This is a genomic window from Amycolatopsis mediterranei (assembly GCF_026017845.1).
Taxonomy (GTDB): domain Bacteria; phylum Actinomycetota; class Actinomycetes; order Mycobacteriales; family Pseudonocardiaceae; genus Amycolatopsis; species Amycolatopsis mediterranei.
Map to the genome: position 1 here is coordinate 7,119,655 of NZ_CP100416.1, position 14,905 is coordinate 7,134,559.

Below are 14,905 nucleotides of genomic sequence, written 5' to 3' on the forward strand. Positions count from 1 at the left end.
TATGGAATGGGCAGAGGTTACCACGCTCACAACAGGCAGCCACGACCGACACACCGCCCCTGCGACCAGCCACAGAACGGGCCCGTAGGATCGAGATCATGAAACCGCGCCCCCGGAAGACCGGAGCCAAGGTAACCACGGAGCTGATCAAGCACCTGGAGATGATCCAAGCCGTGGTGACACGACTAGCCTCCAACTCGTTCCTGATCAAAGGTTGGACACTAACCGTCTCGGCGGCGTTTTACGGATTCACCGTCAACAAGAACGACTGGCGATTAGGCGCCATGGGATCGGCGGTTGGCGTGGTCTTTTGGTTTCTGGATAGTTATTATCTGCGCCAGGAGCGCATGTACCGGTGCCTATACGACGAAGTTCGCTCTGAGCAAAACTCGATTCCTATTTTCTCACTGAATGCTCGAAAATACCACAAGCGAGTAACCCGTCGAGGAGCGTTCTTCTCTACAACACTCAGCTTTTTCTACGGACCAATAGTTGCCGTCGGATTGATCCTAGTGGCGATATATGTGACACGCGACTCAAATGCCCAACTCCCGTGCGATTGATGTAAATGTTTCGTCGAGGTCACTTTCCTTCCACACTTTATCTTCAGGCCAAATTGCTCCCATCCGATCATTCTTCCACCTCGGGACAACATGGATATGCACATGAAATATCGTCTGCGTGGCAGCCGCGCCATTCGAGTTGATAAAGTTCATGCCATCAGGCACCAGGGCCGCTTTGACAGCATTAGCTATCTCCAAGACGTACAGACTTAGTCGAGACGCAGTACTTGAATCAAGAGACCAAACGTCGTCAAAATGATCGTTTGGGATAACGAGAAGATGTCCCAGGGTTGCAGGATTCTGTGGAAAAAATGCTGTTGCATCATTCCACCGCCTGACGATGCGCGCAGGCTCAAGATCTGCCACTATGCGACAAAAGGGACAGGCTTCGATCGAAATCACTCTACCTCCAAGATCATTAGTTGCACTCTACCTAAGGTCCACCATGACAGCTCCCCGTAACCACCACTCCCCAGCGGCGACGTCAGCGCAGGCACGCCGTTGACCACCGCAGGTGGCTTGTACTGGCAGACCGGACACGTACCCGCAGAGTCGCGGACAGTCGCCGCGGCAGCCTCACAGCCGACTGGACCAGCATCGAGGGTCTTGCGGCCAGCTAACCCACATTTTGCCCACATGGCACCAGTGAACGATGACAAGCAACCATGATCAAGAACTTAGATCTGCCCCGCACGGCGGCCCGAGATTGCCGATCACCCTGGTCTCCAAACTGCCGAGTAAGTGCAAGGGGTCCCCGGTCCAAATCCAGCTGGCACAAGGCCAGCTGACATCAGAGCTATCCACTTCGGAGATGACTGCACACCGGCTTCCGCTAATAGCCGCCGGCCGCGTCGTCGGCAATGGCCAGCCAGAAACCACGCGACTCCGACAAGTGGACCCCAAGCGTGTGCCATGCCAGCCCAGGTGCTCCTTCCGCAGCTCCTCAAACCCTGCTCGCGCTAGTCCTCGCCGTTGATACCGCGGCGACGTGAAGGGCTGCTCAACCCAGCCAAGGCCACAGTCGGCACACACGACGTAGTCGACGGCGAAGACTGGCTCCCCGCAGACGGTGGCCGACCTCTCTCGCCACCCGGACCGTCCAGGTGAAGGGCCATCACACCAAGAGGCATCAGAGGTAGCCACGTCCTGCCGCCCACGAACGCGCCTAGCAAGCGCCGACCACCATGCCCGGCGCTCGGCCTTCTCGCCATACCTCACCGGTGGTCGCAACGAGACGTGCCGCGGTGACCGCAACGTCTTGATGTGCCGCTTCGGATCCCATACGGCGATCTTGCACGACCCAGTGGACAGCCCAGGCGCGCGGGCGCCACCCCCAATACGCCCCCAAGTCGTGACAGAGCTGGGCTGTTACGCAGGTCAGAGAGCCGTTTCAAGATCCGTTCAAAACCCGTCCAGTGAGAGTTCGAATCTCTCCGGGGGCACTCAGCCTGACCTGCGAAAACAGGCTCCTGAGCAGAGCTTTTTGGAGCGGCGATCCAGTCCGGGATGTCCGGTTGTATGCGGCTGAAACTGGCGGTCTGCGGCCAGTCGCGGTCTATTCGCGGTCTACTTTTTGGCGGATCCGAGGCCCCGGACGAGCGGGGCGCGGGCCGGTCGGCTGCTCCCTGATTCTGGCAGCGGGGAGCCGGAGACGACGGTAGTGGGCGGCGGTGTCCTGGCCGGGGCGGAGGTAATCCTGGCCCGCTGGCGGCGCCGACGCTGGCCGCCCGATGCCCGGCGTGGGCGGTGTCAGGACTGGTCGACAGTCCCCTGCCAGTGCCGAACGGAGAGCTGTTTCGGTGCCTGCGCTCCGGTGTCGCCAGACCGGGGGCCCTGTTGGCGTTGCCGGGCTGGCCTTGGTGCCGGCATCACGAGACAGCGCACTCCGAGCAGACTGTCCTTGGGCAGGCCGAGGGACCACTGTGCGCCGGTCATGGGGCCACCGACTCCAGCGCACGAGTGGAGCGATTTTCACGCGGTTCGTTGGCCGCCGCCGCGTTCATGAACGGCCGATATGCGGCACGGCCGGACGTTGCGCCGGTCGTGGCCCAGGTTAAAGCGCCGTGTCGATCAATCAGGATCGCGATGACGCACACTGACTCCTGGGTAGACCCGCGCGAGTCATGTGTGGGTCGCGTATTCCCGGGCGAGGTGGTCGTGCAGTTTGGCATGCCGGAACTGGTAAACCGGGCCGGCCTCGCGGAGTATGCCGAGCCGGTGGGCGTCGTCGAGGAAGCTCAGCAGACGTGCGGGAACCCGGCCCTGGACGCGGAAGGTGGCCGCGGTGATGAGGTAGCGCCCGCTGGGTTGGTGGAGTCCGGCGCCGAGCGCGATTCCGAGGGCGTAGATGGCTCCGTTCAGCAGCCCGAAGATGAGGGTGAGGAGAAGCCCGCCGGAGAGTCCGTAGGCGAGACCGTAGGAGCGGCCGGTCCCGACGGTGAGTGCGTCGAGTACCCCGAACGCAATCGCGGCGGCGGCTCCGGCGGCGAGCGATTTGAGGCACAGCAGTTGCAGGTCACGGTGGAACGTGAGGGTGGGGGTTTGCGGGCGCTCGTCGCTGAGCGGAGTTTCGGCCCAGTCGATCAGCCCGGCCGCGAGTCCGGTCGCGAGCCCGACGACGGCGCCGAACACCAGCCCGACCTTCAGCCCGTCTGTGCTGGCATGGATGAACTCGTTCGAGAGTCCCGTCGCGAGCCCTGCCGCGATCCCGGGGATGAGGCTGACCCCGAGTGTCAGTACCGGCCGTTTTTCGTTCCAGCCGGTGAGCTTTCGGGCGAGCAGCCGGGTTCGCCCGCGTAGGCGTAGATCGACGTAGGCAGGCCGTTGATCTGCCGGGTGACCGACATCCTCGAGTGCCAGCAGGACGGCGGCGACGGTCATGACCCCACCGGGGATCGTGATGATCAGCCCGGTCGCAGGCTGGCCTTCGATGAACGCCGACAGGCCGGCGACCAGGAAGTTCAGGCCGAGCACGAGCCCGAGCCCGAGCCCGACCGTGAGGCTCCGGGTGAGGCCGACCACGGAACCGAACACGAGCGCGGCCGGCACCACCGCGAGACTGTTCGCGGGCCCTACGACGAACATCATGTAGAGCCCAGCCACGAGCCCCATCGCAAGCCCGGCGACGGCGCCGGAGACGAGCGCGATCAGACGGGGCGCGGCACGGCGGAGCTGCCACCAGGCGAGGTCGCGGGTGCCGATCGCGGTCAGATGATGGGCGAGGAAGGCCAGCGATCTCTTGGCTCCGGCAGGATCCCAGGTACGCCGAGGGCGGAACGGGTGTTCGTCGCCCTCGCCGCGGGGTGGGTTGGCGCGGATGAGGGCCTCGACCAAGTGGTCGAGGAGATGATCTGTAATCGAGTCGGCGGTGGGGAAACGGCTCATGTCGCACAGTTCGGCGGGACTGGTCCGGGTGTCGACGTAGACCTTGCGCAGCAGCCACAGCGTCAACGGAGAGGATAGCGCCTGGGTGACGGGAGTCCGCCGGTCGCCGTTGACCGCGGCGAGCAGGTCCCGCCAGTCGTTGAGGGTCCGCGGTGGCAGGCAACCCGCGACGTACGCGGCGGCGTCGGCGGGCATGACGGGACTGGATTCGATGACCGCCCCGGCGGTGAGCACGTCTCCTCCCGGCGCGGCCACGGCTGCCTCGTATTCCGCTGTCCGGCAGGTGAGGACGAGCGGGTCGGTGGCCACCTCGTTCAGCCGGACAATGATCTTGGGGCGGGTCTGCGCCGGTAGCTCGTCCAGACCGTCCAAGATCGGCAGGATCCGGTGCTGGGTCACCAGCGAACGGGCAGCGTCCGGGCCGAAGGCCGTGGCCCGCAACGCGGGGTAGTCCTCAGCGAGCCGTCGGGACATCCATTCGTGCAGGGACTCGGCGTCAGGGTTCCAACCGGACATCGACAACAGAACGGGAACCGGGTCGTGCGGCTCTGGGTGATCCAGTAGTTCGCGGACCAGCAGCACGGCCAGCGTGGTCTTGCCCATCCCGGGTTCCCCGGCGATCACCAGCCGTCGCCGTGTCAACCTGCGGAACTCCGTGGCCATGTCGCCGATGCGATCGGTTCGGCCGGTGAGCCGGGGCCCGCCTCGGCGGAACAGCGACCGCAACGGATTTGTCCTGACGATGTGCTCGGCGCGGTCAGCTACGTCGAGCTCGGTGAAGTGCCACCGCACCGCGAGCGGGCCCGGGTCGTCCAACTGGCGGACGATGATCTCCGTCTGCCACTGGCTCGACACCAGTCCGGCCAGCTGCCGCCGGGCCGCGTCGACCTGCTCGGGAGTCGAGGTGGTCGCGGCAACCGACGGGGGCCGCCGCGCCCACATGATCAACCCCACGACGAGAGGCGTCAACCCGGCGATGAGCGCACCGATCGTGGCCGCCGACGCCAGGCCGTTCGACGAACGCAAGGCAAAGACGAGCACAGCGCACCCGGCCGCGAGCGCGGCCGCGGCTGATGCCCACTGTCTCCATCCCGTCACACCCTTGATTCTGACCACATATGACAAGCGATGTAAGACCCATTGTGGCAAACGGCGTGAAGGAAACACCGTTTGCCCCGAGCGAGGGACCGGCTCGGGTCAGCCGCGGCGGGCCGTGTGTTGACGACATTCTGGTGAGCGGACATGCAGTTCACCATAGGATCCGCACCGCGGCAGCCCTCGGATGCTTATTCCGGCGAACAGCAAGGGCCACGCTTAACCGCACTGGTACCCACAGAATCGACAAAATCCCAGCACATCACCGGAGAACCGATCATCGGCATTACGGGATGTTCGGCTGCCCTCGCCGTGATCGGTCCGCACGTCAAGTCTGGAACACGTTCTCTCGGCCGATCGCCTGCCGTCGGTGGTCCGACGGCCGGCAACATGGTGGCCCTACGGCGGTGGCGAACGACAAGCAGATCCCCGCGGCGCGGCGCTTCGCGGTGAGGTAGGGCTCCTCGCACCCTGGCGCTGGACATTTGACGGCGCGCGATAGTCCCGTCACGGCAGCGGGATACCGGCGAGTGAGAGGGGACGAGAAGGCCCCGATGGATCATGCATCCGAAGCGGCGGGGAAGGCCGCCCAGGCATGACGTAACCGGCATTACTCGGCCCCCTGACCTCGTATGGCCTAGACAGGAGCCGATTATGATGCCCGGCCGCGATCAATGGTCCCGATCGGGGTTGGGTTAATCGCGATCGAGGTCGTCCTCGTCGTCGGCGGGCAGGCCGAGGATGCGGGCGATCTTGCCCAGCGATTCTTCTTCCAGCCCGGCCAGGACCTTGGCGTATACCGCGTGCAGGACAGCCACCGAATGTCCCGCCCAGATCGCCACCTGCGCCGGCAGCACGCCCCCTGCAAGCCACGTCGAAACGCAGGCGTGCCGCAGATCGTACGGCCGGCGCGCGAGCGGCGACCGGTATTCCTCCGGCGCCAGCGCTGCCTTGCGTGCCTTGTCCCACACCCGGGCTAGGGTCGACTCGGCGACGTCGCCACCGTCCATGCTCCGGAATAGCCGGCCATCCTCGGCGACGCCGTACTGCTCAATATGGTGCTGCAGCATCGCGGTCAGCGGCGGCGGGCACGGCACCGGCCGCACCTCCCCCTTCGCGCGCTGCTTGAGCTAGCGGCGGTCACGCCGTTGCCCGCTGTCGGTCCACGCCGCCCCCGCACTGGGAGCCGTCTCCGACACCAGCAACTCGCCCCAGCCCTTCCGCGGCAGCTTCAGGTCGATGTCGCGCAGCATCACTGCTTCCTCGGGCCGCAGCGCCGAGTAGTACATCGTGCCGAAGCACGCGGCCAGCCGGGGCCCGGACGAGCGGCGTTCCACGATCACCGGCTCCGTCGAGCCCCGCGGAACCCGCATGACCTTCTGGTCCGCCACCGCGGCGAGCAGCTGCGGCCCCTGCTTCGTGTTGACCACCACACACGTGTCAATCGCCCGCACCCGCTTGGGTGCCGTCCACTTCACCTCGGGCAGCCGGTTCTTCAGCAGCAGCTTCTGCTCCGCCGCGTATTCGAGAGCGTTGAACACCACCGCCCGCTTGCGGTAGACGGTCTTCGCCGCGGCCTCGGTGCCGTCCATCTTCAGCGCGAACTGATCCAGCACGCCCCCGAGCACCGTGAGGTCCTCAAGGCGTGACACCTTGACCGCGTTCGTGCCCAGCCACGCCAACGCCGCCTCGACATCCGGGGTCCTGCTCGTATTCCGCCGGTTGATGTTGCCGGCAGAGCCAGCGTCGCCGTCGCCAGCGCATCAGCGTTGCTGGAACGGGAGTTCGCCGCCGCGCGGCGCCACTTCATGTCCACATACGCCTGCGCGAAGGTGAACCACGGCTTGTCGTTCTCGGCGCGGGCCATCGACACCGGAAGACCGCTGAAAACACGGAACGCCTCGCCACTGCATTGCGCCACGACCAGTTTCGATCGGAAGCTCTCAGCCTGCTTCGACGTCGCGTAGGTCTTGGGGAACTCCTGCCCAGCGACGACCCAGCGCACAACATACGATTGCTTTCCCGGTTTTGCCATCTTTGCGCGGACGCCCGGTCTTGACCCGCACGTCCCAGATACGGGACATCGAAGGTCGTGTCCGTCACGCAGAAGCCTCCTCGCGCGCGGCAAGCCAGCGCTCCAATGCGGATCGCCGGAACCGCAACTGCCGGTTAGGCAACCGCGCACAGGGCGGCACGCACCGCTTCGCACGCCAATCGTTGAAGGTCGAACGGGGTAACGCGCAGTTCGGGGCGAATGTGCGGGTCGATGGGCGGGCATCGGAGACCTCTGCCTGTGTCGAAGAGCTGTCTCGTTCCTTCCCGCGCTCCGCGCGGCGAGCCCCGTTCGTACAGCTCATCGGGCCGATGTACGAAGACCGCACCCCGCTGCAGCCGGCCGAACTGCTCGAGCGAAAACCGGCGGCTTCCAGGCGCCGAAGCCCGTTGCGACCGCCCGCTACCGCCATTGGGGCGGTAACGCGAAGTGTCCGAAAAGCCCGGGATCGCTGAACAAGGTGATGCGGTTGAGGTGAGATCGCGTCGTGGCCAGCACGACGATCGCGAAGGCGCGGTAGGTCTGGTCGCTGTCGCGATGGTAGGCCGCCGCGCCGAGCTGTCCGTTGACCCGCAGGGGAACCATCGCCCAATCACCGGGGTGGCCGATGGCCTGGGCGGTGATGAACGGTGCGCAGGTCGCCTTCCCGGAAAACCACGTGCTGGTTCCCGTCATCTCGAGCACGGCCTCCTCGGCCAGCAGGCGCTTGATGGCGGCGTGATCGGCTTGCTCGAACGCGGCCATGTACCGGTCGAGAGCCCGGCGGGCACCCTGATCGGTCGGCTCGGCCACGTCGACCTCGCTGAGGGCGGCTTCGGCCAGACGAGCCCGGCCCCGCTGCAGCAGGCTCTTGACCGCGGTCACCGACACGTTCAGGATTTCGGCCGCCGCGACCGCGGGCAGGTCGAGCGCCTCGGCGAGGATCACGGCGGCCCGCTGGCGCGGCGGCAGCAATTGCAACATCGCCACCAGGGCGAGGCGGACGCGATGGCGGGCGGCCACGACCTCGGCGGGATCGGACAGGTCGTCGACGACCAGGCGGTCCGGGACCGGCTCCAGCCAGCTCACCCCGGCCGGTGCCGGCGCGGTCGCGGCGTGGGGATCGGTCGATGGTGGTCCCAGCCCGGACGGAAGTGGCCGCCGCCGGTTGCGGTGCAGTGCGCTGAGGCAAGCGTTGGTGGCGATCCGGTACATCCAGGTGCGCACCGACGACCGCCGCTCGAAGCGGTCGAAAGCCTGCCAGGCCCGCAGGTAGGTCTCCTGGACGAGGTCTTCGGCATCGCCGATCGAGCCGGTCATCCGGTAGCAGTGGGCGAACAGCTCCCTCCGGAAGGGCGCGGTCGCCGCGTCGAACTGGTCGGTCTTCGCGTCACGCATGGCCACACCGCATGCTGACTCGCCCTCCCGCCGAAAGGAATCGCGGTCCGGCCGACTCTTCGGAGGCGGCGGCCGAGTCAACATGGGTATGACCGATAACAGCTACCTCGACCCTTGGCTGAGCGGACGTCCACGCGCGGCGGCGCGGCAGATCGCCACGCGGATTCTCGCCGGGCCCCACCTGTCGATTCTCTCGACCACCAACCGGGACGGCTCACCCCAGGCCTCGGTGATCTTCGTGAAACCCGACGGCGACGACCTGCTGTTCAGCACGATCGAGGGCCGCCGCAAGACCCTCAACATGCAGCGGGATCCGCGGGTGAGCCTGCTGGTCCACGGCTTGGTCGCGGACGGAGCGGAGTTCACCTACGCCGCCATTTCCGGCGTCGTCGAACTGACCGACGACCCGGAAGACGCCTTCCACCAGGTGATGTACGACTTGTACATGGGCGGCGCGACCCCGCCGCCCGAACCCGGTGCGCACAGACTGGTCGGCCGGCTGCGGCCCACGCACATCTACGCCCCACCGGTCGACGATGCGGCGTCCGAGCAGCATTGAGCGTCGCTGAAGGGGCCCTTCAGCGCACGTGAGCTGCTGGGTCCCTCTCAAACCCGCAGCCGACCAAAACTCGGCGAACCGATGCGGTCACAGCTCCAGTGCAGTGATCTGACTCACCTCCTGTTACGGCGGCCGGTGGCGCGGTGTCTTGAGGCCGAACACCGGGAAACAGAGGAGGCACCATGACTCGGAACACGCAGGTGGTCGTGATCGGTGGCGGGTACGCGGGGGTGATGGCCGCGAACCGGCTGATGCTGCGCGACGACGTGACGGTCACGCTGGTCAACCCGCGCCCGGACTTCGTCCACCGGGTCCGGCTGCACCAGCTGGTGGGCGGGTCCGACGACGCGGTCGTCGCCTACCAGGACGTCCTGGCCGAGCGCGTCCGGCTGGTGGTCGGCATCGTGACCCGGATCGACGCGGCGGAGCGCAGCGTGACGCTGGCGGCCGGCGGCACGCTCGGCTACGACTACCTGATCTACGCCGTAGGCAGTGGCAGCTCCGAACCGAGCGTGCCGGGTGCGGCCGAGTTCGCGCACCCGATCTCCACGCTGGAGGACGCCCAGCGGCTGCGCCCGATCCTCGACGCCGCGCCCGCGACGGCCGCGGTGACGGTGGTCGGCGCAGGGCCCACCGGCATCGAGACCGCCGCCGAGCTGGCGGAGCAGGGCCGCCGGGTGACCCTGGTCTGCGGCGGCGTTCTCGGCCCGTACCTGCACACCCGGGGCCGGCGCTCGGTGGCGAAGCGGCTGGCCAAACTCGGGGTGACCGTCATCGACGGCTCCCACGCGAAAGTGACGGCGATGACCCGCGACGCCGTCCGGCTCGCTGACGGCCGTGAGCTGCCGAGCGAGGTCACCGTCTGGACCGCCGGCTTCGGGGTTCCGGACCTGGCCGTCCGCAGCGGGCTGAGCGTCGACGCCGTGGGCCGCCTGCTCACGGACGAAACGCTGACGAGCGTGGACGACGCACGCATCGTCGCGGCCGGCGACTCGGCCGCACCGTCCGGCCTGCCGCTGCGGATGAGCTGCCTGAACGCGATGCCGCTGGGCGCGCGGGCCGCCGACACCGTGCTCAGCCGGCTCGCGGGTGAGCAGCCGGAGAACCTCCGCCAGTCGTCCTACGCCCAGTGCATCAGCCTGGGCCGCAGCGCGGGCATCTACCAATTCGCCAACAGGTCCGACGTCGCGGTGTGGCTGCACATCGACGACGGCATGGGAGCCTGGATCAAGGAATTCGTCTGCAAGGGCATCCCCAAGCACCTGGCCGCGGAGGCGCACAAGCCTGGTTCGTTCAAGCTGCACCGCCTTCCGGGAGGTGCCGCCAAGCGCCTGCAGCTGCTGCGCGCCAACCACGCCGAGGCACCGGCCGCCGCCGACCGGGCAGTCTGACCGCTGCGTGCCGTGAGGATCTTGCTGTGCACACAGCCGAACGCGGCCGACGCCGGCCGCGAGGGACGAGGAGCACGCGCGAGACCGGTACTTTTGTGATGCGCGGACAAAAGCGCTGCTGGGGCGGCTAGATCACGGGGGGACACCTTGATCCGCATTCACCTGGGGTCCGAAGGGCTGGGCAACGTCGGGATCTGCGCGCATCCCGACTTCGGCGCCGAACTGACCGCGGCCGGGTTCGCCCACGCCCACGGTGGGCTGCGCCAGGACCCGCTGGCGCAGCTCTACTCGCGCAGCACCTCACCGGATCTCGCCGAGGGCGTCACCCCCGGGTACCTGTCACATTTGTTCGCCCGCCGGTTGCCCACGCCGTTCACCAAAGCCCTCGCCGAGGGCGACCATCAGGCCCACCGCGTCCTGGACAAGGCCGTCGAGCACCTGCGCAGCACCACCGTCGAGCCGGACTCCCCGGGCATCGGCTCCGCGGTCGCGGCGCGCGCAGCCGGGTGGTCGCACCTCTACGCCACCCGCGGCGCCTCGGCGCTGCTCCACCAGCTCGGACACGGCATCCGGCTCCGGCGCGGCGTCCTGGAGGTGCCCACCACCTTCGACGCCGACCTCGAGCTCGGCGAGCGTCCGCTGCGGATCCAGGCCGTCGCCCTGAGCCGGCGGGTGACCCTGGGCGAGCCCACCGGCGATCACCTGACCGTCCGGGTCCCCGCCGGCCCGCCGCCACGGACCGCGCCGGGTCAGCTGGCCGCGCTGAGGTCCCTGCTGGGCGCCGGCCGAGCGGAAACACTCGAGGCGATCGTCCGGTCCGGCGGCGTCACCGGACGGCAGCTGGCCGCGAGGCTCGGCGTGTCGGACGCCGCAGCCAGCCGGCATGCCGCGGCGCTGCGGCGGGCCGGTCTGATTCGGAGCCTGCGCATGGGGCAGGCCGTCAAGCACGTCGCAACTTCGCTGGGCTACCACCTGACACAGCCGGAAGGGACGCGCCGGGTGGCGTCCTGGTCCTGAACTGACGCACCCACCGGAAACGCTGGAGTCCTAGCCACCCTCAAGCGCTGAAATCCCGCATCAAGGCTCAGCAAGGCCGGCGTACGTGTTGTTCAAGGTGAGGACGAACTCCCTCGCGGTTCCCGGGAGCATGACGAGGTTGTCGTCGCCGTCGGTGTACACGAGCACGCGGCCGGACTCTTCGAGGTCGATCGCGCTGATCGGCATGCTGCGGTGGCGCTCGCCGTCGGGGTCGCGGCGCGCGACGTAGATCTGGTGCACGGCGGTGCGCGGTCGCCGGATCACTTCGTTGATCGACTCGAGCTCGTCCTGCGCTACGACGGTCCGACGTACGGCGGCGCCTGGAACGTCGGGCAGCGTGTCGAGAAGCGCAGTCGCGAACCACTTGTCCTCGATGGGTTCCAGGGCCACGACGTTCTCGTCGACGATCGCGCGGATCGCGTCACCGCCCCCGGCCGCGATGAGGACGGCGCAGGCTCGTCCACCGGCGAAGTTGCTGAATGCGTAGTATTCGCGGCCGGCCCCGGCGAGAACGGCGACCGTCGATCGCCAGAGTTCGTTCAGCCGCTTGTTGCGGGCCAAGCCGAGCTCGCTCAGCGCCGCCATGGTCCTCGACTCGAGCTCGCGACGGCCGCCCGTGCTGGTCCAGTGCTGCAGGCCGGTGCCGAACGCCGGCGGCAGCTCCCCGATGTCGAGCATGCTCCAGGCAGTCAGGAAGGCGAGCTTGGGCAGAACGACGGGTCTGTCGATGACAGCCACGAAACACACTCCGTGATGCGGGACGACAGGGCGGGGAAGGCCATGGCGACGTACGCGGAGGGCGTCAGGTGCCGATGGTCGGCGGGGTCGGGGGAAGGCCGGTGCGAGGATCCACCAGCTCGTCGACGGCGTCGGCGAACACGCTGCCGTCGTCGTGAACGTACTTGCGCTTGTGCTCCCGGTCCTCGGCAGCGACACGTCCGGCCGGGGTCGCCGCGCCCGTTGCTCCGGCCGCACCCCGCTTGCCGGCGACTTCCTTGCCCGCGCTGCCGCGGATGGCAGCGCCCGGCGATCCGGCTCCGCGGCGCGCCTTGGTGCCGAGCTCATTCGCCTCGCCGCCCCGCGAACCTTGAGCCGCCCCAGGCGAAATCTCCACGAGCGGCAGCTCAGCCGGGTCGCGAACCTGCGCCCCAGCGCGCCCGAGCTTCGCCAGGTCGGATCCACTCAGGACCGGAGAACCCGCCTGGCGTAGCGACGGTGTGAGTCCGGCCGCGGTCGTCAGATCGTCCTGCCTAGCGAAGTTCTTGCTCGGCTCCTTCTCGCGCACGTCATCCGTCGTCCCGCGGCTCGCAGTTTCGCCCGGCCTCACCTCATTGGTTTGGGGTGTTGCGTGGTCACGTTCCTCAGCCGGCGTGTCCGGTGAAGTCGTATCCGCCTGCGCACGGTCCGGCTTGACGACGTCGCGTTCGCCCGTCACGCGGAAACTGTCCGTGGAACCGGCCGTCCGATCGGGCGCCAGCTGTCCGTAGTCACCGGAGAGTCCTTGACCTTGGCTACTCAGGTGCGTCGCGTAGTCGTTGTAGATGGCGAGGTTCTTCTCCGCCTTGGCGTTGTAGGCCGCAATGGCTTCCTCGGTGTCGGTGTTCCAGGGAACCGCGACGTCGAAGAAGGTCTTGTCGGGCGGAGCGCCCATCGGCTCCATCGAGCGCCGGGCCAGCTCGAACCCGTAGGCGGCATCGGTGACGTTGCCGCCGTTGGAGCTCAAGGTCGTCGCGGCCGCGCTGACGAGATCGCTGAAGGCTTTGATCCGCTCGCGCGCACGATCCGCCCCCTCCCCCGTCCACGCCGGCTCGAGGTTGTTCAGCACGGCCGCCAGGTCGCCGGCGAGTTCGTGGTGATCGGCGCCGATCGTTCCGGATTTGCTGCCATTGTCGGCCCAGCTGGTGCTGTCACCGTCAATGACGTAATTGACCACGTCCGCAACCGGCATGGCCTGGACACCGACATCACCGGAGAAGAGATCGCCGGCCCATCCCAGTGCGTCGTCGACCGACTGCACGAGCGCGGTGCCCGCCTGCTCGGCTTCGCGGATCAAGGCGTGTGCGGCGTGTCCCAGCTCGTCGAAGGGGAACATCAGGAACCCGCCTTTGCCTTCAGCGTCGTGACCGTCATGTCCGCGATCTGAGTGATCAGGCTGCACGCGTCTTCGGTGTGTCTCTTGCTCGATCCCAAGGTGAGACTGACATCGACGGAGAAGCTGTCCGCGAGCCCGATGCTCGCCTGGCAGAAACCCTCGGGGACCGCTCCGCCGTTGTTGCCGGCGTAAGCGACCGCGGGAAAGCCCTGCACCGGTGGAAGTTCCTTCCACACCGCGGATTGCGGCTGGGTGTTGGCGTAAACGCCACTGAGTCCGACGTGGGTGTTGATCGTGTACGAGACGCCCACCGCTCCGCCCGTGTCGCGGTTGAACCACGTGCATCCCGGACCGATCTGCGCCAAATCACCGCGCTTGCCCGGCACATCGACTCCCACCGCCGCCACGACTTGCTCGTGGGTCAGGGCGTCTGCGCACGGGTCTCCGGACAGCACGGAGACGGGCAGCGGGTCGGGAACCTTGGGGGCTCCCGCATAGGGCAAGGCGGAGGACACCGCGTTTTTCCCGGGAGACACCGGAAGCGCACTCCCCGACGTGCCGCCCTCGTTTCCAGTGCGCGGGGAGCACGCAACCACCAGTCCCACCACGGAAAGCACTGCGAAGAGCCGCCGACGATTCATCCCGCGACACCCCCGCGCGGCGTCGCAGCGAGGTCGTGCGCCGCCTCGGATTCATACCCGGAAGTCGTCCGCAAGGCCTGCTCGACCTTCTCGATCAGCCGGCCCAGGTACCGGACTTCCGCATCGACGTGGTCCCTGGCCGTGTCGAAGACACCTCGGCCGTTCACCAGCCGCGCGTTGTACGCGATACTCGCCGGATCGTGCGCTGCCGGTCGAACCTGCTTCAGATACCCCGTTTGCTGCCGCAGTTCCACGAGCTTTGCCAGCGCGTTTTGCGCTTGGGCAAGCACCGCATTCGCTTCGGTGACGGAGAGACTGAACCCCGCGCCGGACGCGGCGGACGGCTCGGTGCCGCCGGTGTTCCTGATCTCCACGTCGACCCCCGCCAGCCACGGATCGACGCCGGTGTGTGATTGTGCCACGGCCGCGTGAACCCCTCCCGCTCATCGCTGCGTGCCGGACCGTACAGTCGCACAGCTACCGTAGCCGAGCAACTACAGCTCGAATACGGAATTCGACGGATTCTGCCTGTTGCATTTGCGCAACCGGACACAGGAACTGACCTCCGCGTCACGTTTTCGCAGGTCAATGCGACTGATAACACTGCCCGACCGTGTCTGGGTGTCCCTGGACAAATACATGACAGATAGGGAATACCCGCTCGGGGGTCGCCCGGACGGGCTAAAGATCGGGCGCAAAAGGGTGTGCGCAC

General features: G+C 67.3%; 13 protein-coding genes. 4 read left to right on the plus strand and 9 right to left on the minus strand.

Translation table 11 applies throughout. The annotated features are described in order from the left end of the window. Positions 1–98 precede the first annotated feature (98 nt). Entirely contained in the window at positions 99–563 is a 465-nt protein-coding gene (locus ISP_RS31690) for a hypothetical protein (RefSeq protein ID WP_141748445.1), read from the plus strand. On the opposite strand, the gene ISP_RS31695 is transcribed toward ISP_RS31690, so the two are convergent. The 5 genes from ISP_RS31695 to ISP_RS31720 form a co-directional block, all read right to left on the minus strand. Then, positions 537–965 (minus strand): HIT family protein, encoded by a 429-nt coding sequence (locus ISP_RS31695; RefSeq protein WP_014467420.1) that lies wholly within the window; start codon positions 963–965, stop codon positions 537–539. The genes ISP_RS31690 and ISP_RS31695 overlap by 27 nt on opposite strands. 1,719 nt (positions 966–2,684) lie before the next feature. Then, complete coding sequence (locus ISP_RS31700) at positions 2,685–4,988, minus strand: NACHT domain-containing protein (protein ID WP_014467422.1); 2,304 nt, start codon at positions 4,986–4,988, stop codon at positions 2,685–2,687. Between the two features lie 749 nt (positions 4,989–5,737). Further along, complete coding sequence (locus tag ISP_RS31705) at positions 5,738–6,139, minus strand: site-specific integrase (RefSeq protein ID WP_013227965.1); 402 nt, start codon at positions 6,137–6,139, stop codon at positions 5,738–5,740. A gap of 33 nt (positions 6,140–6,172) precedes the next feature. Continuing rightward, entirely contained in the window at positions 6,173–6,694 is a 522-nt protein-coding gene (locus ISP_RS31710; RefSeq protein WP_230468452.1) for a hypothetical protein, read from the minus strand. 803 nt (positions 6,695–7,497) lie between these two features. After that, positions 7,498–8,472: an RNA polymerase subunit sigma-70 gene (locus ISP_RS31720; RefSeq protein ID WP_014467423.1), complete on the minus strand. Its 975-nt coding sequence runs from the start codon at positions 8,470–8,472 to the stop codon at positions 7,498–7,500. Positions 8,473–8,560: 88 nt separating this feature from the next. Here ISP_RS31720 and ISP_RS31725 point away from each other — a divergent pair, with 88 nt between their 5' ends. The 3 genes from ISP_RS31725 to ISP_RS31735 all read left to right on the plus strand — a co-directional run bounded on the left by ISP_RS31725 (position 8,561) and on the right by ISP_RS31735 (position 11,439). Beyond that, positions 8,561–9,031, plus strand: coding sequence for a PPOX class F420-dependent oxidoreductase (locus ISP_RS31725; protein WP_013227968.1), 471 nt, complete (start codon positions 8,561–8,563; stop codon positions 9,029–9,031). A 182-nt stretch (positions 9,032–9,213) separates the two neighbouring features. Next, positions 9,214–10,422: an NAD(P)/FAD-dependent oxidoreductase gene (locus tag ISP_RS31730; RefSeq protein ID WP_013227969.1), complete on the plus strand. Its 1,209-nt coding sequence runs from the start codon at positions 9,214–9,216 to the stop codon at positions 10,420–10,422. Between the two features lie 147 nt (positions 10,423–10,569). Then, a complete protein-coding gene (locus ISP_RS31735) occupies positions 10,570–11,439 on the plus strand; it encodes a MarR family transcriptional regulator (protein ID WP_013227970.1) in 870 nt (289 codons plus the stop codon). A gap of 60 nt (positions 11,440–11,499) precedes the next feature. On the opposite strand, the gene ISP_RS31740 is transcribed toward ISP_RS31735, so the two are convergent. The 4 genes from ISP_RS31740 to ISP_RS31755 all read right to left on the minus strand — a co-directional run bounded on the left by ISP_RS31740 (position 11,500) and on the right by ISP_RS31755 (position 14,615). Further along, positions 11,500–12,198, minus strand: a complete 699-nt coding sequence (locus tag ISP_RS31740) for an ESX secretion-associated protein EspG (protein ID WP_013227971.1) — start codon at positions 12,196–12,198, stop codon at positions 11,500–11,502. Between the two features lie 64 nt (positions 12,199–12,262). After that, on the minus strand, positions 12,263–13,552 hold the full coding sequence (locus ISP_RS31745) for a hypothetical protein (protein ID WP_013227972.1): 1,290 nt from the start codon (positions 13,550–13,552) through the stop codon (positions 12,263–12,265). After that, positions 13,552–14,193: a DUF3558 domain-containing protein gene (locus ISP_RS31750; protein ID WP_071831442.1), complete on the minus strand. Its 642-nt coding sequence runs from the start codon at positions 14,191–14,193 to the stop codon at positions 13,552–13,554. Before ISP_RS31750 ends, ISP_RS31745 begins: the two co-directional genes overlap by 1 nt. Continuing rightward, positions 14,190–14,615 (minus strand): hypothetical protein, encoded by a 426-nt coding sequence (locus ISP_RS31755; RefSeq protein WP_013227974.1) that lies wholly within the window; start codon positions 14,613–14,615, stop codon positions 14,190–14,192. The genes ISP_RS31750 and ISP_RS31755 overlap by 4 nt, the downstream gene beginning before the upstream one ends. Positions 14,616–14,905 lie beyond the last annotated feature (290 nt).

Excerpts from the sequence above, each read along its gene's own strand:
- ISP_RS31690 (WP_141748445.1), top strand. The coding sequence starts at position 99 with ATGAAACCGCGCCCCCGGAAGACCGGAGCCAAGGTAACCACGGAGCTG.
- ISP_RS31720 (WP_014467423.1), bottom strand. The coding sequence starts at position 8,472 with ATGCGTGACGCGAAGACCGACCAGTTCGACGCGGCGACCGCGCCCTTC.
- ISP_RS31725 (WP_013227968.1), top strand. The coding sequence starts at position 8,561 with ATGACCGATAACAGCTACCTCGACCCTTGGCTGAGCGGACGTCCACGC.
- ISP_RS31730 (WP_013227969.1), top strand. The coding sequence starts at position 9,214 with ATGACTCGGAACACGCAGGTGGTCGTGATCGGTGGCGGGTACGCGGGG.
- ISP_RS31745 (WP_013227972.1), bottom strand. The coding sequence starts at position 13,552 with ATGTTCCCCTTCGACGAGCTGGGACACGCCGCACACGCCTTGATCCGC.
- ISP_RS31750 (WP_071831442.1), bottom strand. The coding sequence starts at position 14,193 with ATGAATCGTCGGCGGCTCTTCGCAGTGCTTTCCGTGGTGGGACTGGTG.